Annotated in this window: 20 protein-coding genes; all 20 read right to left on the bottom strand. The window is 62.7% G+C overall.

Annotated features, from left to right (window positions below; all coding sequences use genetic code 11):
* Positions 1-4 precede the first annotated feature (4 nt).
* Positions 5-535 (bottom strand): DsbE family thiol:disulfide interchange protein, encoded by a 531-nt coding sequence (locus tag AACW18_RS04550; protein WP_218290697.1) that lies wholly within the window; start codon positions 533-535, stop codon positions 5-7.
* Positions 532-2,487, bottom strand: a complete 1,956-nt coding sequence (locus tag AACW18_RS04545) for a heme lyase CcmF/NrfE family subunit (protein WP_218387942.1) — start codon at positions 2,485-2,487, stop codon at positions 532-534. The genes AACW18_RS04550 and AACW18_RS04545 overlap by 4 nt, the downstream gene beginning before the upstream one ends.
* Before the next feature lie 162 nt (positions 2,488-2,649).
* A complete protein-coding gene (gene ccmE, locus AACW18_RS04540) occupies positions 2,650-3,141 on the bottom strand; it encodes a cytochrome c maturation protein CcmE (RefSeq protein WP_042652582.1) in 492 nt (163 codons plus the stop codon).
* Positions 3,138-3,344, bottom strand: a complete 207-nt coding sequence (gene ccmD, locus AACW18_RS04535) for a heme exporter protein CcmD (RefSeq protein ID WP_042652583.1) — start codon at positions 3,342-3,344, stop codon at positions 3,138-3,140. Before ccmD ends, ccmE begins: the two co-directional genes overlap by 4 nt.
* A gap of 2 nt (positions 3,345-3,346) precedes the next feature.
* Positions 3,347-4,087, bottom strand: a complete 741-nt coding sequence (locus tag AACW18_RS04530) for a heme ABC transporter permease (protein ID WP_042652584.1) — start codon at positions 4,085-4,087, stop codon at positions 3,347-3,349.
* Positions 4,088-4,250: 163 nt separating this feature from the next.
* A complete protein-coding gene (ccmB, locus tag AACW18_RS04525; RefSeq protein ID WP_042652843.1) occupies positions 4,251-4,919 on the bottom strand; it encodes a heme exporter protein CcmB in 669 nt (222 codons plus the stop codon).
* Positions 4,920-4,988: 69 nt separating this feature from the next.
* Positions 4,989-5,624 carry a cytochrome c biogenesis heme-transporting ATPase CcmA gene (gene ccmA / locus AACW18_RS04520; RefSeq protein ID WP_218290693.1) on the bottom strand — a complete coding sequence of 212 codons (636 nt, stop codon included), beginning with the start codon at positions 5,622-5,624 and terminating at the stop codon, positions 4,989-4,991.
* 174 nt (positions 5,625-5,798) lie between these two features.
* Entirely contained in the window at positions 5,799-6,185 is a 387-nt protein-coding gene (locus tag AACW18_RS04515) for a DUF2802 domain-containing protein (RefSeq protein WP_042652586.1), read from the bottom strand.
* A 94-nt stretch (positions 6,186-6,279) separates the two neighbouring features.
* Entirely contained in the window at positions 6,280-6,768 is a 489-nt protein-coding gene (locus AACW18_RS04510) for a chemotaxis protein CheW (RefSeq protein WP_005333026.1), read from the bottom strand.
* 69 nt (positions 6,769-6,837) lie between these two features.
* The gene (locus AACW18_RS04505; protein ID WP_218387941.1) at positions 6,838-7,713 is read right to left on the bottom strand and encodes a chemotaxis protein CheW; all 876 of its coding nucleotides are present in this window, start codon (positions 7,711-7,713) and stop codon (positions 6,838-6,840) included.
* Complete coding sequence (locus AACW18_RS04500) at positions 7,710-8,504, bottom strand: ParA family protein (RefSeq protein ID WP_042652588.1); 795 nt, start codon at positions 8,502-8,504, stop codon at positions 7,710-7,712. The genes AACW18_RS04505 and AACW18_RS04500 overlap by 4 nt, the downstream gene beginning before the upstream one ends.
* A gap of 4 nt (positions 8,505-8,508) precedes the next feature.
* The gene (locus tag AACW18_RS04495) at positions 8,509-9,426 is read right to left on the bottom strand and encodes a flagellar motor protein MotB (protein WP_218387940.1); all 918 of its coding nucleotides are present in this window, start codon (positions 9,424-9,426) and stop codon (positions 8,509-8,511) included.
* 2 nt (positions 9,427-9,428) lie between these two features.
* Positions 9,429-10,166, bottom strand: a complete 738-nt coding sequence (locus AACW18_RS04490; protein WP_042652590.1) for a flagellar motor protein — start codon at positions 10,164-10,166, stop codon at positions 9,429-9,431.
* A gap of 2 nt (positions 10,167-10,168) precedes the next feature.
* Complete coding sequence (locus AACW18_RS04485) at positions 10,169-11,281, bottom strand: protein-glutamate methylesterase/protein-glutamine glutaminase (protein WP_218290689.1); 1,113 nt, start codon at positions 11,279-11,281, stop codon at positions 10,169-10,171.
* 32 nt (positions 11,282-11,313) lie between these two features.
* Entirely contained in the window at positions 11,314-13,425 is a 2,112-nt protein-coding gene (locus AACW18_RS04480) for a chemotaxis protein CheA (RefSeq protein ID WP_218387939.1), read from the bottom strand.
* A gap of 11 nt (positions 13,426-13,436) precedes the next feature.
* Positions 13,437-14,177, bottom strand: a complete 741-nt coding sequence (locus AACW18_RS04475; RefSeq protein ID WP_042652593.1) for a protein phosphatase CheZ — start codon at positions 14,175-14,177, stop codon at positions 13,437-13,439.
* 12 nt (positions 14,178-14,189) lie between these two features.
* Positions 14,190-14,561 carry a chemotaxis response regulator CheY gene (cheY, locus tag AACW18_RS04470; protein WP_425278782.1) on the bottom strand — a complete coding sequence of 124 codons (372 nt, stop codon included), beginning with the start codon at positions 14,559-14,561 and terminating at the stop codon, positions 14,190-14,192.
* Positions 14,562-14,684: 123 nt separating this feature from the next.
* Positions 14,685-15,404 carry an RNA polymerase sigma factor FliA gene (locus AACW18_RS04465; RefSeq protein WP_218290687.1) on the bottom strand — a complete coding sequence of 240 codons (720 nt, stop codon included), beginning with the start codon at positions 15,402-15,404 and terminating at the stop codon, positions 14,685-14,687.
* The gene (locus AACW18_RS04460; protein WP_042652595.1) at positions 15,397-16,281 is read right to left on the bottom strand and encodes a MinD/ParA family protein; all 885 of its coding nucleotides are present in this window, start codon (positions 16,279-16,281) and stop codon (positions 15,397-15,399) included. The genes AACW18_RS04465 and AACW18_RS04460 overlap by 8 nt, the downstream gene beginning before the upstream one ends.
* Positions 16,274-17,689 carry a flagellar biosynthesis protein FlhF gene (gene flhF / locus AACW18_RS04455; RefSeq protein ID WP_218387938.1) on the bottom strand — a complete coding sequence of 472 codons (1,416 nt, stop codon included), beginning with the start codon at positions 17,687-17,689 and terminating at the stop codon, positions 16,274-16,276. The genes AACW18_RS04460 and flhF overlap by 8 nt, the downstream gene beginning before the upstream one ends.
* Position 17,690: the final 1 nt, after the last annotated feature.

Raw genomic sequence — 17,690 nt, 5'->3', positions numbered from 1 at the left:
GCCCTCACTTCATGGCATCAAAGATGGGTTTGAGGGTCGAGGCCCAGACATCGGGGTTGATATCCCCCACATGGCGATAGCGGATGATGCCCTGGCTGTCGATGAAGAAGGTCTCGGGTGCGCCGTAGACCCCCAGATCCAGCCCCAGCATGCCATCGGGATCATAGAGGTTGATCTGATAGGGGTTGCCGAGCTCCGCCAACCACTTGATGGCCTTGTCGCGCTCGTCCTTGTAATTCATGCCAACGATATAGATGCCCTGCCCCGCCAGCTGCTTGAGGTAGGTGTGCTCGCCATAGCAGGTCGGGCACCAGGTGGCCCAGACGTTGAGCAGCATGGGGCGCCCCTTGAGGATGCTCCTGTCATGCTGCTTGTTGAGGTCATAGATATCCTGCAGGGTGAACACCGGCACCTCCTTGTCCACCATCACGGATTCGAGCTTGGTGGGGTCGGAATAGAGCCCCTTGAACAGGAACACGGCCCCCAGCAGGAAGATGATGAAGGGCAGCAGAAACAACCAGGTCTTCTTGCTCATGGCTTGGCCTCCTCTTCACGACGGCCGAAACGGTAGCGCTTGTCCAGCATCGCCAGCACGCCACCGATGGCCATGAAGACGCCGCCGAACCAGATCCAGCGCACGAACGGCTTGTAGTAGATCCGCACCGCCCAGGCGCCGTTGTCGAGCTGCTCGCCGAGCGCCGCATAGAGATCCCGGGTAATGCCGGCGTCGATGGCCGCCTCGGTCATCGGCATGCGGCTCACCTTGTACATCCGCTTCTCGGGCTTGAGCAGGGCGACTTGCTTGCCATCCTTGTGCACCTCCAACACCCCCTTGAAGCCATCGTAGTTGGGGCCGTTCTTTTCGCTGATCCCGGTGAACACGAATTCGTAATCGGCGAATTGCACCCGATCACCGGCCTGCATGCGCAGGTCCTTCTCGATGCTGTAGTTCTGGGTGCAGGCGATGCCGATGATGCTGACCGCCAGTCCCACGTGGCCCAGGATCATGGCCCAGTGGCTGTTGCCGAGCCGGCGCACCCCGGTGCTGAAGCTGTGCTTGTGGGTGGCGCGCACCCAGGTCTCCTGCACGCTGGTGATGATGATCCAGCTGCCAAGACCTATTCCGAGCGCGGCCCAGGGCTTGAACTCCCCGGCAAACAGCTGCGGCAGCCCGAAGGCGGCGATCAGACTCAGCCCCAGCGCCAGCACCACCTTGCCCTTGAGCTCACCGAGCTCCTGACGGCGCCAGCGGAACAGCGGGCCTACCCCCAGCAGCAGGGCGAACGGGATGATCAGCCAGCTGTAGATGTGGTTGAAGAAGGGGGTGCCGATGGAGATGCTGCCGAGCCCCAGCTCCTTGTGCACCAGCGGCAGCAGGGTGCCGAGCAGCACAGTCAACAGTCCGGCCACCAGCAGTATGTTGTTGCCGAGCAGCAGGGTCTCGCGGCTCCACAGCTCATGCTTGCCATGGCTCTTCACTTGGGAACCCTTGAAGGCGAACAGCAGCAAGGAGCTGCCGATCACCGCCAGCAGGAAACCCAGGATGAACAGGCCGCGGGTCGGATCCGAGGCGAAGGCATGCACCGACACCAGCACGCCGGAGCGCACCAGGAAGGTGCCGAGCAGGCTCAGGGAGAAGGCGGACAGCGCCAGCAGCACTGTCCAGGCCTTGAAGGTGGCACGCTTCTCGCTCACCGCCAGCGAGTGCAGCAGGGCCGTGCCCGCCAGCCAGGGCATGAAGGAGGCGTTTTCCACCGGATCCCAGAACCACCAGCCGCCCCAGCCGAGCTCGTAATAGGCCCACCAGGAGCCCAGCACTATGCCCAGCGTCAGGAAGACCCAGGCCGCCATGGTCCAGGGGCGGGACCAGCGCGCCCAGGTGGCGTCCAGCCGTCCCGTCATCAGGGAGGCGATGGCGAAGGCGAAGGCCACCGAGAAGCCCACATAGCCCATGTAGAGCATGGGGGGATGGAAGATGAGCCCAGGATCCTGCAGCAGCGGGTTGAGATCGCGGCCATCCACCGGGAAGTACGGCAGGGTGCGGGTGAAGGGATCCGAGGTGAACAGCACGAAGGCGGTGAAGCCGACCGAGATCAGCCCCAGCACGCCGAGCACCCGCGCCACCGCATCGAGCGGCAGGCTACGGCTGAACAGGGCCACCGCCGCTGTCCAGCCTCCCAGGGTCAGCACCCACAGCAGCAGGGAGCCCTCGTGGGCGCCCCACACTGCCGAGATGCGATAGGCGAGCGGCAGCAGGCTGTTGGAGTTGGTGGCCACATACTGCACCGTGAAGTCGTTGTCGACGAAGGCCCAGGTCAGGCAGAGGAACGACAGCAGCAGCAGCAGGAACTGGGTATAGGCCAGCGGGCGGGCCGCCGACATCATGCCGAGGCGACCCAGCTTGGCGCCGAGCAGCGGGTAGCTCCCCAGCAGCAGGGCGGTGGCAAACGCCAGGATCAGTGCGAATTGCCCCAGTTCAGGGATCATGGCTGACTTCCTTTCAATTGCGCCGCGACCAGAACCGGTGCACAGGCATGAGACGGTGAAAATTGCGCCAATACAGCAGGGATCATGAACGATCTCCTTTCGATGGCGCTGGCCCAGCAAGGGCAGGCTGCGGGGAAGAAGATGGCGCGAGCACTATCGGGATCATTGCTGGGCTCCCTTCAACTGCGCCTCGGTATATTCAGGTTTGAAATGCATGCCATTGGTGGCGTCGGCCACTTCCGGCGGCATGTAGTTCTCATCGTGCTTGGCCAGCACCTCAAACGCGGCCACGGTAGTGGCGTCCTTGAGGGTGCCCTGGGCCACTATGCCCTGCCCCTCGCGGAACAGGTCAGGCAGTATGCCATCGAATTCCACCGTCACCAGATGACCACCGTTGTCTATCAGCTTGAAGGCCACCTTGAGGCTCTGGGGATCCCGTTGCACCGACCCCGGCACCACCAGCCCGCCGATGCGCAGCCGCTGCCCCTCTTCCGGCTTGATCTTGTCCGGCCCCTTGCCTTCCACCAGCTCGCTCGGGGTGTAGAAGAGGTCGATGTTCTGGCTGAGGGCATAGAGCACCAGGCCGATCACGGCGGCGAGGCCGAGGCTTATCGCCAATATGATGGTGAGGCGTTTCTTGCGTCTCGGGGTCATAGGGTGTTCTCCATCTGCTGGGCCGCCTTGCGACGGGCCTCGCGCACCTGCTTGTTACGCATCTCGTCGAGCAGGCTGCGGGTTTTCAACCGGGTGGAAATGACGATGCCGACCAGGCAGAACCCGGTCAGACCGAAGGAGAGCCAGACATAGAAGGCGTAACCGCCCATCGCCATGAAGTCACTGAATGAGGCAAAGTGCATGCTTACTTCTCCTGTCTGGCGATGTCGGCGACCCAGGGGCGCTGCCACTCCCGCATCAGCAGCTCATTGCGGAACCGCATCAGGGTCAGGGCACCGAGGAAGGTGGCAAACGCCAGTATCATGATGAGCAGCGGCCACAGCATCTCGGCCGAGATGGAGGGCTTGTCAAACTTGGTGATGGAGGCGCCCTGGTGCAGGGTGTTCCACCACTCCACCGAGTAGTGAATGATGGGCAGGTTGATCACCCCCACCAGCGCCAGTATGCCGGCGGCGCGTCCCGCCACCACCTTGTCGCTGAAGGCGTTGTAGAGCGCGATGACGCCGAGGTAGAGGAACAGCAGGATCAGTTCCGAGGTGAGACGGGCATCCCAGACCCACCAGGTGCCCCACATGGGCTTGCCCCAGGCGGCACCGGTAAAGAGGGCGATGAAGGTGAACACGGCGCCCACAGGGGCGACGGCGGCCACCGTCATGTCGGCCATGCGCAGTTGCCACACCAGGCCGATGAAGGCCGCGACCGCCATGGTGGAGTAGGCCCCCATGGAGAGAATGGCGGCGGGCACATGGATATAGATGATCCTGAAGGAGTCCCCCTGCTGGTAATCCGCGGGGGCGAACGCCAGCCCCCAGACGGTGCCTATGATAAAGGCGAGCAGGCTGATCACCGCGAACCAGGGCAGCAGGGATCCCGCTAGCCGATAGGCGCGCTCGGGTTTGGCATAAGGGTGCAACCATTTCCACATAGCTCACAGACCTTTCAGTTATTAATTTTATAGTGGCGAGGCCTACCATACCCACTGCCGGGAAACATCATATCCCCCCAAAGCAATAAGCGGCCATCCCCTTGATCTATCTCAATTATATTTTCCATAAAAAGCCTCAAAAGAGGCTCTTTATGATAATTAATCAGTTGACGCTGACCCGCAGTGCCGCCGAGATCGCCAGGGGAGTCAGGGTCAGCGCCCCCACCAGCATGGCCCCCAGGATCGCCAGCTGGCCGGCATAGGGCAACCCCATGCTGGCTGCCTCGATGGCGGAGGTGGCGAAGATCAGCACCGGGATATAGAGCGGCAGCAGCAGCAGGCTGAGCAATACCCCCCCCTTGCGCAGGCCCGCCGTCAGCGCGACCCCGACCGCCCCGAGCAGGCTCAACACAGGGGTGCCGAGCGCCAGGGTGGCCACCACCGCCAGATAGGTCTTCAGGTCCAGTGACAGCAGGATGGCGAGCAGGGGGGAGACCAGCAGCAGAGGCAGGCCGGTCAGCAGCCAGTGAGCGACCACTTTCGCCAGCGCCAGCAGCCCGAGCGGATGGGGCATCAGCATCATCTGCTCCAGGGCGCCGTCACTGAAGTCATCGCGAAACAGCCGCTCAAGGGAGAGCATGGCCGCCAGCAGGGCCGCCACCCAGATGATGCCGGGGGCGATGCGGGCCAGCAGCTGGGGCTCCGGGCCTATCCCAAGCGGGAACAGGGTGATGACGATGAGGAAGAACCAGAGCGGGTTGAAGATGTCGGCACGCTGGCGCAGCGCCATCAGCAGCTCGCGCTGGATCAGGGTCAGCACGGCGCTCAGCATGGGCCACCTACCGCCATCGGCTGGATCAGGGGGCGCGGCATCGGAGGCCATTCGGTGCTCGGCATCGGGTTACTCCTGGCGCAAGGGGGTGAGGGAGAGCGTCTTCAGGCGCCCCTGCATCAGGGTCAAGTCCTGATGGGTGGTGAGGATCACCATGCCACCCCGATCCGCGTGGGCCAGAAACAGGCGCTCCAGCACCTTGACCCCCTGCTTGTCGATGGCGGTGAAGGGCTCGTCCAGGATCCACAGGGCCGGCCTGTCCGACAGCCAGAGCCGGGCCAGCGCCACCCGGCGCTGCTGACCGGCCGAGAGCTGGCCGGCGGGATAGTCCTCGAAACCGGCGAGGCCGACCTGGGCCAGCACCTGCCACAGATCCACGGCCGCGGCGGCCGTACCGTGCAATTTCTGATAGAAGTCGAGGTTTTCGAGGGGGGTCAGGGTCGCCTTGACGCCGGGCTGATGGCCCAGATAGAGCAGCCTGGCATGATAGTCATCGCGACAACGCCGGATATCTTCCCCGTTCCAGCACACCTCGCCGGCGAAGGGCTGGGACAGCCCGGTCAGCAGGCGCAACAGGCTGGTCTTGCCGACCCCGTTGGGGCCCTCAATCTGCACCAGATCGCCAGGCGCCACCGCGAAGGAGAGGTGTTCAAACAGGGTGCGATCTTCACGCACGCAGCTCAGATTGTTGGCTTGAAGCAGCATGAGGATTTAATCAGTCGAATGAGGCGGCCTGCATATTAACACAGGATCCGGGACCGTCTTTTCAAAGATGCCAATAATCGGCAGGATTTGTGGGGAAGATCGCGCCCTGGCGGGGGAAGATATGGCAGGGAAAACAGGGGAGTAGACGCCTCCCCCTCCGTCATGAACCAGGTGTCAGGAGCGTCCCTTGCGCAGGGAGATCAGCAGCTCGGCCTCGGCCTGCGGCAACTCGCACTCGCTCATGAGCTCGTCGAGACCGGCGCCGAGCTCCACCATCTTGGCGGCGCGGCTGTAGAGGCGGCGCTCCGGATCCTGCAGGGTCAGCTCCTGCTGGCGATCGTGGATCTGCTGCATGGCCCCTTCCGCCGACTGCAGGCGCTGGCCCATGCCGATGGCCCCGGTGTGCAGCTCCATCATCTGCCTGCGCAGACTCTCGAGCTGCTCCTGCAGCGTCTCTACCCTGGCCTCGGACTCTCGTCGGCTCCGGCGGTTGCCCAACAGCCCGACCAGGGCCAGCACCAGCGCCAACAAGGACAACCCCAAGGCTGCGAATTCAATCATCAAACTGTCACCTTCCTCATCACAGGGTCCCGCTCGGCGTCATTGCGCCGCGGGCATATCCGGGACCGCTGTTGTATCACTTTTTGACGCGCCGTTACAGGGAACCTATGTCGTCCCACTCTTCGTCCGAGAGCAGCTTGTTGAGGTCAACCAGGATCAGCAGCTGGCCGTCGCGGTTGCTCACCCCCTGGATGAACTTGGCACTCTCTTCGGTGCCCACCGCCGGGGCGGCATCGATCTCGGAGGAGCGCAGATAGACCACCTCGGCCACGCTGTCGACCATGATGCCGATCACCTGCTTCTCCGCCTCTATGATGACGATGCGTGAATTCTCGCTCACGTCCCCCGCCGGCAGACCAAAACGGGAACGGGTGTCGATGACGGTGACCACGTTGCCGCGCAGGTTGATGATGCCCAGCACATAGTCGGGCGCGCCCGGGACCGGGGCTATCTCGGTGTAGCGCAACACCTCCTGCACCTGCATCACGTTGATGCCATAGGTCTCGTTTTCCAGCTGGAAGGTCACCCACTGCAGCACTTCGTCTTCGGCCAGATTCTGTGCGATATTGCGCTTTTCTGTCATCTTCTTAATCCTTTTATGAACCCGTCAACGGGTAAAATTAGCAATAAAATCACGGCAGTGCCGATGTAATCAGCGACCTTCTATGTTCACGCCACGCCCCAGCAGCACCAGCAGCTCCCTGACGTGCAGCAGGGCACACATCTTCTCCTTGACCATGCCCGCCAGCCAGGGGCGCTTGCCCTCCTGATGACGCCATTTCACCTGATCCCGGCGCAGCAGCTCGGTGCCCTTCAGCTGATGGCAGGCCAGCCCCCAGGGGGACTCTCCCAGCATGATCAGGTACTTGTAATCGGTGACGTCCAGCGTCTTGTCCGGCATCACCCAGAGCGCCGTGTCCACCACGTTCATCTTCTGCTCCCGGGAGGTCATGATGCCGCGATACCAGGCCGGCTGACCAAACAGGGAGGTGACCTCCCCCAGCTGGTGAATGCCACCCAGCTCGGTCAGGGGCACCGCGAAGGTTACCCCGGCCACGTCGAAGAAGAGCGCCTGAAACTCGTTGCCGGTGTCCAGGTTCTCCCAAGTTGAGGGCTCGGGCACCGCCTCGATGGCCAAAGCCAGCGCCGGCTCGGTGAGCAGCAGGGTCGCCGGTTCGGCGGGCTCGGGCACCATCTCTGGCACCACCCAGTCGTTCAGCTCGGGCTCGCTCGCCTCGACCTCGATCTGCAGGGGCTCGACCTGGACTTCCTCATGACTGAGGACATCCATCTCGTCCTGTACCTGGCTCACCTGGGCCAGCAGCTCGCTCAGCTGCTCGAGCCGCGGGTCGGCCTCGAGATAGGGCGCAGCTATCACCTCGGGCTGTACGATGGGCTGAGCCTGGCGCAGCAGGGGCAGGTCCGCCGCCGGCGCCTCCTCATCCAGGCTCTCCCGCAGCAGGACGTCGTCCAGCAGCAGGGAGTGGAAGTAATCATCCATGGCCCTAACCTGGGTGCTGTCTCTCATGGCTTCACCTCCTGGCGCCGTTGACGCTCCTGGGCATCGAGATGGTTGAGCAGGGTCTCGTAGGCATAGGTGCCACGGCTGCCCGGCGCATAGATGGAGGGCGGAACGTGCAGCAGGCTGGCATCCCTGAACTTGGTGTCGATGGGGATGACGGCATTCCAGACCGCCTCGCCATACTGCTCCTTGATGGACTGCAGGGTCATCAGGGAGGCACGGGTACGTTTGTCAAACATGGTCGGGATGACGGTATAACGGAACTTGTCCCGCTTGGATCGCTGCATGATCTCGAAGGTCTTCATCATCCGCTCCAGCCCCTTGAGGGCCAAAAACTCGGTCTGCACCGGCACCAGGATCCGATCGCAGGCCGCCAGGGCGTTGACCATCATCACCCCCAGCACCGGCGGGCAATCGATCAACACATAGTCGTACTGATCCTGCACCCGCAGCAGGGCACGCTTGAGCACCAGCCCCATGCCCTCCCTGTTGCCCATCACCCGATCCAGGGTCGCCAGGGTGATGGAGGCGGGCAGCAGATGAATATTCTCGAACCGGGTCTTGAGCGTCATCCGGTTGACCAGATCGCTGCTCGGCTTGGCCGCCTGGAACAGCTCGTACAGGGTGCCGTCCAGCCGGTCCGAATCGAAATCGAAATAGGAGGTCAGGGAGGCGTGAGGGTCGGTGTCGATCAGCAGCACGCGCTGGCCACGCTGGGCCAGGATGCCCGCGAGGGAGACCACTGTGGTGGTTTTACCGACTCCACCTTTCTGATTGGCAACCGTCCAAACAATCAATGTATCAATCCTGTCTTGTTGTTATTCGTATGCCACCACCGGGCAGCGTCACTACCCTGACGTCCTCCGCCTCTGCCGCCTGTTGCGCGGCCGGGACAGATGGTTCCGTCACGGGTCTGACGGGAGCCGGTGGCGGCACCCAGGCGAACCTTGAGATGGCGACCACGACCTTGCGATTCTGTAACCGCCCCTGTTCACTGCCGTTATCGGCGAAGGGGGAATATTCCCCATAGGCCTCGTAGGCGAGTCGCTGGGGCGCTATCCCCTTGGTGACCAGGGCGCCGAGCACGGCCTCGGCCCGCGCGGCGGACAGTGCCCAATTGGAGCGAAAAATTTCATTGTTTATCTGCTGGTTATCCGTATAACCCCGCACCCTGATGTAGTTATCGACCGGTTTCAGAATACCTGAAAGCGTATCGAGCACCGGGGCTGCATTGGCCCCCAGGAAGGCGCTGCCGCTGTTGAACAGCAGCCCAGAACTCAGCTCCACCGTCAGCCAGTTGTCATCCTGCGCCAGCTTGACCACCCCGGCCTCGACCAGCGCGCCCATGGACTGCTGCAGTTGCAGATCGATGGTGGCGAGGGCCGTGCCATCCTGCTGGATGGGCACGCCGGAGATGGGGGCAAGGGAAGGCGACGGGGACGCAGTGCTCTCCAGCAGCGAGGGGGCGGCCGACACCGGCTGATTCAGCAGGGACTTGCCCTGCCCGTCCAGCAAGCCGTCGCTGCGCGGCACCACCTGCTGGTTGAACGCCTGGGTCATGCCATCAATGACGGCGCGATACTTCTCCTTGTTGACGATGGCCACGGAGTAGAGCACCACGAAGAGCGCGAAGATGAGCGTCATGTAATCGGCATAGGAAACCAGCCAGCGGTCGAGATGCTCTCGCCCTTGCAGATGCAAACGGTAACGCTTGCGCATGGCTATTCCCCTTTCAGATAGGCCTTCAACCGCCGTTCAACCTGCAGGCCATTCTCGCCATGGGCGATGGCCAGCAGCCCCTCCAGGGTCATCTCCTGATAGAGACCGTACTGGTAATGGAACGCCCGCAGGCGGTTGGCCACCGGCAGATAGAGCAGGTTGGCGAAGCCCACCCCGTAGATAGTCGCGACGAAGGCGATGGCGATGCCGGCGCCGAGCGTGTTCGGCTCATCCAGGTGAAACATGGCCTGGATGAGGCCGATCACGGCGCCTATGATGCCGATGGTGGGGCTGTAGCCCCCCATGGCCTCGAACACCCTGGCGGCGTGCTCGTTGCGCTCCTGCTCGATGTCGATGTCCGCCTCCAGCAGCATGCGGATGTCTTCGATGGAGACCCCGTCCACTATCATGCTGAGGCCCTGACGGGTGAAGGGATCGGCCTCGGCGTCGGCCTGGTCTTCCAGCGCCAGCAAGCCTTGCTGGCGGGCGAAGACGGCCCAGGTCTGCAGCCGCTCCGCCTGCTGACGCAGATCCCAGTGCGGGGGGAACAGCATCCAGCCGGCTTGCCTGAGCGCCGCCAGCAGGTATTTGCGGGGCGTCTGCAGGATCACCGCGCCCCAGGTGCCGCCCACCACTATGACGAAGGCCGGGCCGTCCAGCAGGGTCAGCAGGGTGCCGCCGTGCCACCACTGGGCAACGGCCACGGCCCCCAACGCCAGCAACAGACCGAGGATGCCCACGGTTAGCGGCCCAACTCGACCAGGATGCGCTGCGCCACCCGATCCAGCGGCAGCGACTCGCTCGCGATGCCGGCCTTGGCAACCGCCTGCGGCATGCCGTAGACGACGCAGGAAGCTTCATCCTGCGCCCAGATGGTGGACCCCTGCTCCTTGAGCAGACGAGCGCCATCCCGGCCGTCGGCGCCCATGCCGGTCAGCACTATGGCAAGCACCTTGTCGCCATAGATCTTGGCCGCCGAGGCGAAGGTGATGTCGACGCAGGGCTTGTAGTTGACCTTGTCATTGCCCTCTATGATGCGGATGCGTGCCCCAGGCCCGCGCCCTTCCAGCAGCATCTGCTTGCCGCCCGGCGCCAGGTAGGCCTGACCCGGTTTCACCACGTCGCCGTCCTCCGCCTCCTTGACCCCGATCAGGCACAGGCCGTTGAGACGGGCGGCGAAGGCCGCGGTAAAGGTCGCCGGCATGTGCTGGATCAGCAAGATGGGGTGAGGGAAATCCCCCGGCAGCTTGGTCAGCACGTTTTGCAGCGCCACTGGTCCGCCGGTGGAGGTGCCGATGGCCACCAGCTGATAGCTCTTGCCGCTGCGCTTGAAGCTCGCGGGGGCGCTCGGCGCGCGCACCGGCTCGGGCGCTCGCTCGCCGGGGCGAGCCGTGGTGCTACCCAGGACGGGCCGTACCACGGGCTCCGCCACCCTGGGCTTGGCCGCCATCAGGAAGCGCTTGCGGGCGATCTCCCTGACCCGCTGCTGCAACAGCCTGACCGCCTCGTCCTTGTCACGGGCGATGTCTTCGAACTTCTTGGGGAGAAAGTCGAGGGCACCGGCATCCAGCGCATCCAGGGTCGCCTTGGCGCCGTCGTGGGTCAGCGAGGAGAACATCAGTATGGGGGTGGGACACTTGGCCATGATCTCGCGCACGGCGCTGATGCCGTCGAGTACCGGCATCTCTATGTCCATGGTGATGACGTCGGGCCGCAACTGCAGCGCCTTGTCCACCGCCTCCCGTCCATTCTGGGCCGTGTCGATCACCGTCATCAGGGGATCCTGATTGATGATTTCGCTGACCCTGCGGCGGAAGAAGCTCGAATCGTCGACCACTAATACCTTGACTGCCATTGTTATTCTTCTAACTCCTCGGGTCGGAACGATCAGTGCCGGCGCGCATAGGCCTTGAGCAGGCTGGGTACATCCAGAATGAGGGCGATGCCGCCGTCGCTGGTGATGGTGGCGCCGGCCATGCCGGGGGTGCCCTGCAGCAGGTTGTCCAGTGGCTTGATCACCACCTCTTCCTGACCGATGAGGTTGTCCACGACGAAGCCCACCTGCTGGGTACCAATTTGAACTATGACCACGTGGCCGGTGTCCTGGCGCGCCGTCTTGCCGGCGCCGCGTACCAGCCACTTGTGCAGGTAGAACAGCGGGATCGCCTTGTCACGCACTATGATGGTGAGCTGGCCATCCACCACGTTGGCCTTCTTCAGGTCCAGATGGAAAATTTCGTTCACGCAACCGAGCGGCAGGGCGAAGGTCTGTGCCCCCACTTCCACCATCAGGGTCGGCAGTATGGCCAGGGTGAGCGGGACCTTGATCTCGAGGCGAGTGCCCTTGCCCCAGGTCGAATCGATGTGCACCGAGCCATTGAGGCTGACGATGCTGGTCTTCACCACGTCCATGCCGACGCCACGGCCCGAGATGTCGGAGATCTCCGACTTGGTGGAGAAACCGGGGGCGAAGATCAGGTTGTAGGCATCGTTGTCGCTCATGCGCGCCGCGCTGTCGGCATCGAGCACGCCGCGGCTGATGGCGATGGATTTCAGCTTCTCCGGATCCATGCCGGCGCCGTCATCCTCGATGCAGAGCAGGATGTGATCCCCCTGCTGGGAGGCGCTCAGAGTGATGGTGCCCTGGCGGGGCTTGCCCGCCTTCTCGCGCACATCCGGCATCTCGACGCCGTGATCGCAGGAGTTGCGCACCAGGTGCACCAGGGGATCGGCCAGGGCCTCGACCAGGTTCTTGTCGAGATCCGTCTCCTCCCCGACCATGATCAATTCGATGTCTTTCTTGAGGGTCCTGGCCAGATCGCGCACCACCCGGGGGAAGCGACCGAACACCTTCTTGATGGGCTGCATGCGGGTCTTCATGACCGCCCCCTGCAGATCCGCCGTCACCACGTCCAGGTTGGCCACCGCCTTGGACATCTCTTCGTCGTTGCTGGCGATGCCGAGGCTCACCAGGCGGTTGCGCACCAGCACCAGCTCACCCACCATGTTCATGATGACGTCCAGGGTCTTGGTATCCACCCGCACCGTGGTGTCGTTCTGCATCGCATTGCCGCTCTCGGCGGGAGCCGCCTGCTTGGCAGGAGCGGGGGCCGGGGCCGGTTTGGCCGGTGTTGGGGCTGGCTTGGCGGGCGCGGGGCTAGCCGCGACCGGCGCGCTGGGCTGGACCGGGGTCGGTGCAGGCGCAGCCGGAGGCGCCATGCTGTGTTGGGGCGCCTGACCACGGCCGTGTAGCTCATCGAGCAGGCGTTCGAACTCGTCATCGTCGATGAGCGCGTCCACCTCTTGCTGGACCGACTGCAGTGGGGCGAGATCCGGCGCACCACCGTGCTGACCCTGGCCGTGCAGCTGGTCGAGCAGCGCCTCGAACTCGTCGTCCGTGATGTCGCCGGAGCCGCTCAACACCGGCGCGGCGGAGACCGTCGGCGCCTTGCCGGCACCGTGCAGTTCGTCCAGCAGGCGCTCGAATTCATCGGCGGAAATTTCATCGATGGAGCCACCACCATTCACGGCGGCGGGGACGCTCACCGGCTCGGGGGCAGGCGGCGGGACTATGGCCGCAGCGGCGACGGTGCGCAGCTGCTCCTGCCCTTCGGGTTTGCACAGCTCGTGCAGGTCGTGCAGGAGATCGGCAGAGGCCGGGCTGGTCGGCTCCCGGTTCTGTACCTGGGCAAACATGACGTTGATGGCATCCAGCGCCTGTAAAATGACATCCATCAGTTCGGCGCTCAGGGTCCGCTTGCCGTTGCGCAGCAGGTCGAACAGGTTCTCGGCGCCGTGGCAGACATCCACCAGCTCGGTCAGGGAGAGGAAACCGGCTCCGCCCTTGACGGTGTGGAAGCCGCGGAAGATGGCATTCAACAGATTCTTGTCATCGGGTCGCTTTTCCAAGTCGACCAGTTGTTCAGACAACTGTTCCAATATTTCTGATGCTTCGACCAAAAAGTCTTGCAGTATGTCTTCATCAACTTCGAAGGCCATGCGTCACTCCATTAGAATCCCAGACTAGACAGCAGATCGTCCACATCATCCTGGCCATTGACCACATCAGACCTTGTCTCAGGGTTCATGATGGGACCTTCAGCCTCGATGCCGCTTGCCGGCAAGCTGCGCACCGAATGCTCGATGGCGGCCTCACCAAACATGGTCAGCATCTCTATCAACTTCGTTTCAACTTCCTGCACCAGCTTGATGACCTTGCGGATCATCTGGCCGGTCAAATCCTGAAAGTCCTGTGCCATCAGGATTTCCGTCAGCAGTTGTCGTAACTTATCGGCATCCGTCTCCGAAGCCTTAATAAAATCATTCAGTTGATGGCAGAGTGCCTTGAACTGGCCCAGCTCAAGATCCCGGCTCATCAAGGCATTCCAATTGGGCATCACCAGCTGGATGTTGTCATTGAGCCGATCGGCGATGGGGAGACTGGCCTCGACCGCATCCATGGTGCGATTGGCGGCCTTGTCCGTCATGTCGATGACATAGCTCAGACGCTCCCGAGCATCGGGGATCTCGTGGGTGGCCAGGTCGGGGATCCTGGGATCCAGCCGAAAGTCCTGTAAAGAGTCGTGCAGTTGGCGGGTAAGCTGGCCGACCCTGTCAAACAGGGCGGCGGCATTGGGGGCACACACATCGGCGAGGATGGTATCGGCCTGTTCAAATTCACCTTGCTCGAGGTGGGCAACCAGCATCCTTGCCTGCTCGAGCGAGATCATGGCACTCGTTTTGGCCGTCATCCCTGCCACTCCTTAGCCGATGCGTTCAAAGATTTTGTCGAGCTTCTCTTTGAGAGTGGCGGCGGTGAACGGCTTGACGATGTAGCCATTGACCCCGGCCTGAGCGGCTTCGATGATCTGCTCGCGCTTGGCTTCGGCAGTCACCATCAACACCGGCAGGTGCTTGAGTTTGTCATCGAGACGGATCGCCTTGAGCAGGTCGATGCCCTGCATGCCAGGCATGTTCCAGTCGGTGACCACAAACTGGAAGTCGCCATTCTTCAACATCGGCAGCGCCGTGTTGCCATCGTCTGCTTCATGGGTATTGTTATATCCCAGGTCACGCAGCAAGTTCTTGATAATCCGGCGCATCGTTGAAAAATCATCCACGATGAGGATTTTCATGTTCTTGTCCAAAATTCCCTCCTAAATAGCCGCAAAAACGGCTCACTTACATGATGCAGAATGCAGGTTTTATGCTGCGAATTATGCCTTAGAGTTGCGTTCCAGTGTAGCCAGTACAACCACTTATAAATTCCAATCTCGCAGGCGGGCACGCAATCTGTGCATGGCCTGACTGTGTATCTGGCTCACCCGAGACTCACTCACGCTCAACACTTCACCGATCTCGCGCAGGTTCAGCTCCTCGTCGTAATAGAGGGAGAGCACCAGCGCCTCGCGCTCGGGCAGGCGGGAGATATGCTCGGCCAAGGCGCCCTGGAAACGCTCGGCCGCCAGATCGTCGAAGCCGCCATGACCGCTGGCGTCATCGGGATGCCCTATCACATCCTCGCTGACCCCGAGATCCTCGATGCCGATGATCTTGCCGCAGGAGACATCCTGCAGCATGGCGTGGTATTCACCGAGGGAGACGCCCATCTGGGTCGCCACCTCGGTGTCCCTGGCATCGCGACCGTGCACCTGCTCCACGTTCTCGATGGCCTCGGCGATGGCGCGGCTGTTGCGGTGGACCGAGCGCGGCACCCAGTCGCCACGGCGGATCTCGTCGAGCATGGCCCCGCGGATGCGGATGCCGGCATAGGTTTCAAAGCTGGCGCCCTTGCTGCCGTCAAAATTGCGGGAGGCTTCGAGCAGCCCAATCATACCTGCCTGGATCAGGTCATCCAGCAAGACACTGCTTGGCAGGCGAGCCAATAAATGCTGGGCGATCCGTTTAACCAGCGGAGCATGACGCTCGACCAGCACATAGGAATCCTGATGACGCAAGTATGCTTGGGTTTTATTCACGGGAGTCTTCCTGTGCTATGACCGGCTTTTGCAATAAATTTTCCAGGAAAAATTCGAGATGACCCCCTGGCTGATGCGGGATGGGCCAGCTCGCTGCCTTGTTGGCCAGGGCGCGAAACGCCAGGGCCGCAGGTGACTTGGGGAAGGCCTCGACGATCAGCTTCTGCTTGCGCACGGCGGCGCGCAGGTTGGTGTCGTACGGCACGCAGGCCACCAGCTCCAGCGAGGTGTCGAGGAAACGGTCGGTGACCCGGGTCAGCTTGGCGAAGAGCTCCTGCCCCTCGCGCAAGGAGCGCACCATGTTGGCCACCACCTTGAAACGGAACACACCGTGATCCTTGGAGAGGATCTTGATGAGGGCGTAGGCATCGGTGATGGAGGTGGGCTCATCGCACACCACCACCATGATGTCCTGGGCCGCACGGGTGAAGCTCAGCACCATGTCGGAGATCCCCGCCGCCGTGTCCACCAGCAGCACGTCGACCTGGGTCTTCATCTCGCTGAAGGCACGGATGAGCTCGGCATGCTGCACCGGCGAGAGCTCGACCATGGACTGGGTCCCCGAGGTGGCCGGCACTATCATCATGCCGTAGGGCCCCTCGACTATGATGTCGTCTATGGTGCACTCCCCGGCCAGCACATGGGACAGGTTGCGATGCACCCGCAGCCCCAGCATGACGTCGACGTTGGCCAGGCCAAGGTCGGCATCCAGCACCAACACCCGTTTGCCCTGGGCGGCCATGGCTCCCGCCACGTTCAGGGTGACGTTGGTCTTGCCCACGCCCCCCTTGCCTCCGGACACGGCGATCACTTTAACTCGATTGTTTTGACGCATTTTGCGCAGACCACTCGCCTGATCCATATAGATGTTACTCATAAAACTCCGAATCTTCGGCCTCGCCAAAACCTGAACCCCAGAAGTAGGGATCTTCTGTTTCCCGCTCCAGCGAACCCATGGCGGCACCGACCAGCAGCGCCGCGTTGGCAACTTGAATATCTTCCGGCACCCGCTGTCCATCGGTGATGTAGCTGATGGGCAGCGCGTTCTGGATGCATACGTTGATCACTTCACCCAGGTTCAGGCTCTCGTCCAGCTTGGTCAGGATGCAGCCGGAAAGCGGGATGCGCCGGAAGTGATCCACCGCCTCCTGCATCACCCGGCGCTGGGACGTCGCCGACATGACCAGATAACTGCGAATGCGCACCTTGGCATTCTTGACCAGGGTGTCGAGCTGCTCGGTCAGGCGGATGTCCCGCTGACCCACCCCGGCGGTATCGATGAGCACCAGCCGGCGGTTGCGGAACTGATAGAGCGCGTTGGCCAGCTCTTCGGCGTCCCTCACCTGGCGCACCGGGCAGCCCATGATGCGACCATAGGTCTGCAACTGCTCGTGGGCCCCGATCCGGTAGTTGTCGGTGGTGATGAGGGCCACCTGCTCGGCGCCGTATTTCATGGCGAAGCGGGCCGCCAGCTTGGCGATGGTGGTGGTCTTGCCCACCCCGGTCGGGCCGAGCAGCGCCACGGCACCGCCCTGGCGCAGGATGTCGTCTTCGCTGATCTTGAGCTGGGCCGTCAGTACCTCGGCCAGCTGGGCCATGGCCTGATGAATGGGCATCTCCTCCGGGATCAGCCCGGCGAGCTGGTCGGCGAAGGCATCATCGAAGCCCATTTTCTTGAGTTCCTTGATGAGCAGCGCCCGCATCGGCTCGCGGCGCTCCACCTCCTGCCACATCAAGCCGGAGATCTGGTGCTCGAGCAGCTTGCGAATGCTGGCCATCTCCTTGCGCATCCCTTCCATCTCCTGATCCCGCTGGGCGGGTTGGGTAGGACGTGGGCCGGGCGCAGGACGAGCCTTGGGCTTGACGGGCTCGGGGGCGGCGCCCCACTGGCCCTGTTCGGCCAGGGTTCTGGGCGCCGTATTGGCCGACACCAGACCCGCTGACTGATTGCCACTCGCCGCCGGATTGGCCGGGTTGAGTTTCTGCTGGCGCGCCAGCAGGGCCGCCAGGGTGTCGGCATAGTATTCGTTCTGCTCCTTGGGCGGCGCAGGGCGTGTCATCTGCTTGCCCGCAGACGAGATATTGACGCTCTCATCGTTCAACTGACGGCGAACCGGCGCATCTTTGGGTCCAGGTACCTGGGACTGATAATCGACAGCGGCGACTATCTCCACCCCACCGGTGACCTTCTTGTTGGACATGATGACAGCATCCGGCCCGAGTGTCTCCTTGACCTCGGCCAGGGCCGTGCGCATGTCTTTGGCAAAAAACCGCTTAATCTTCACC

This window comes from Aeromonas sp. sia0103, from assembly GCF_963895295.1.
GTDB classification, from domain to species: Bacteria; Pseudomonadota; Gammaproteobacteria; order Enterobacterales; family Aeromonadaceae; genus Aeromonas; species Aeromonas encheleia.
Note: the sequence above shows the minus strand (reverse complement) of the source record. Positions and strands in the feature narration are given on the sequence as shown.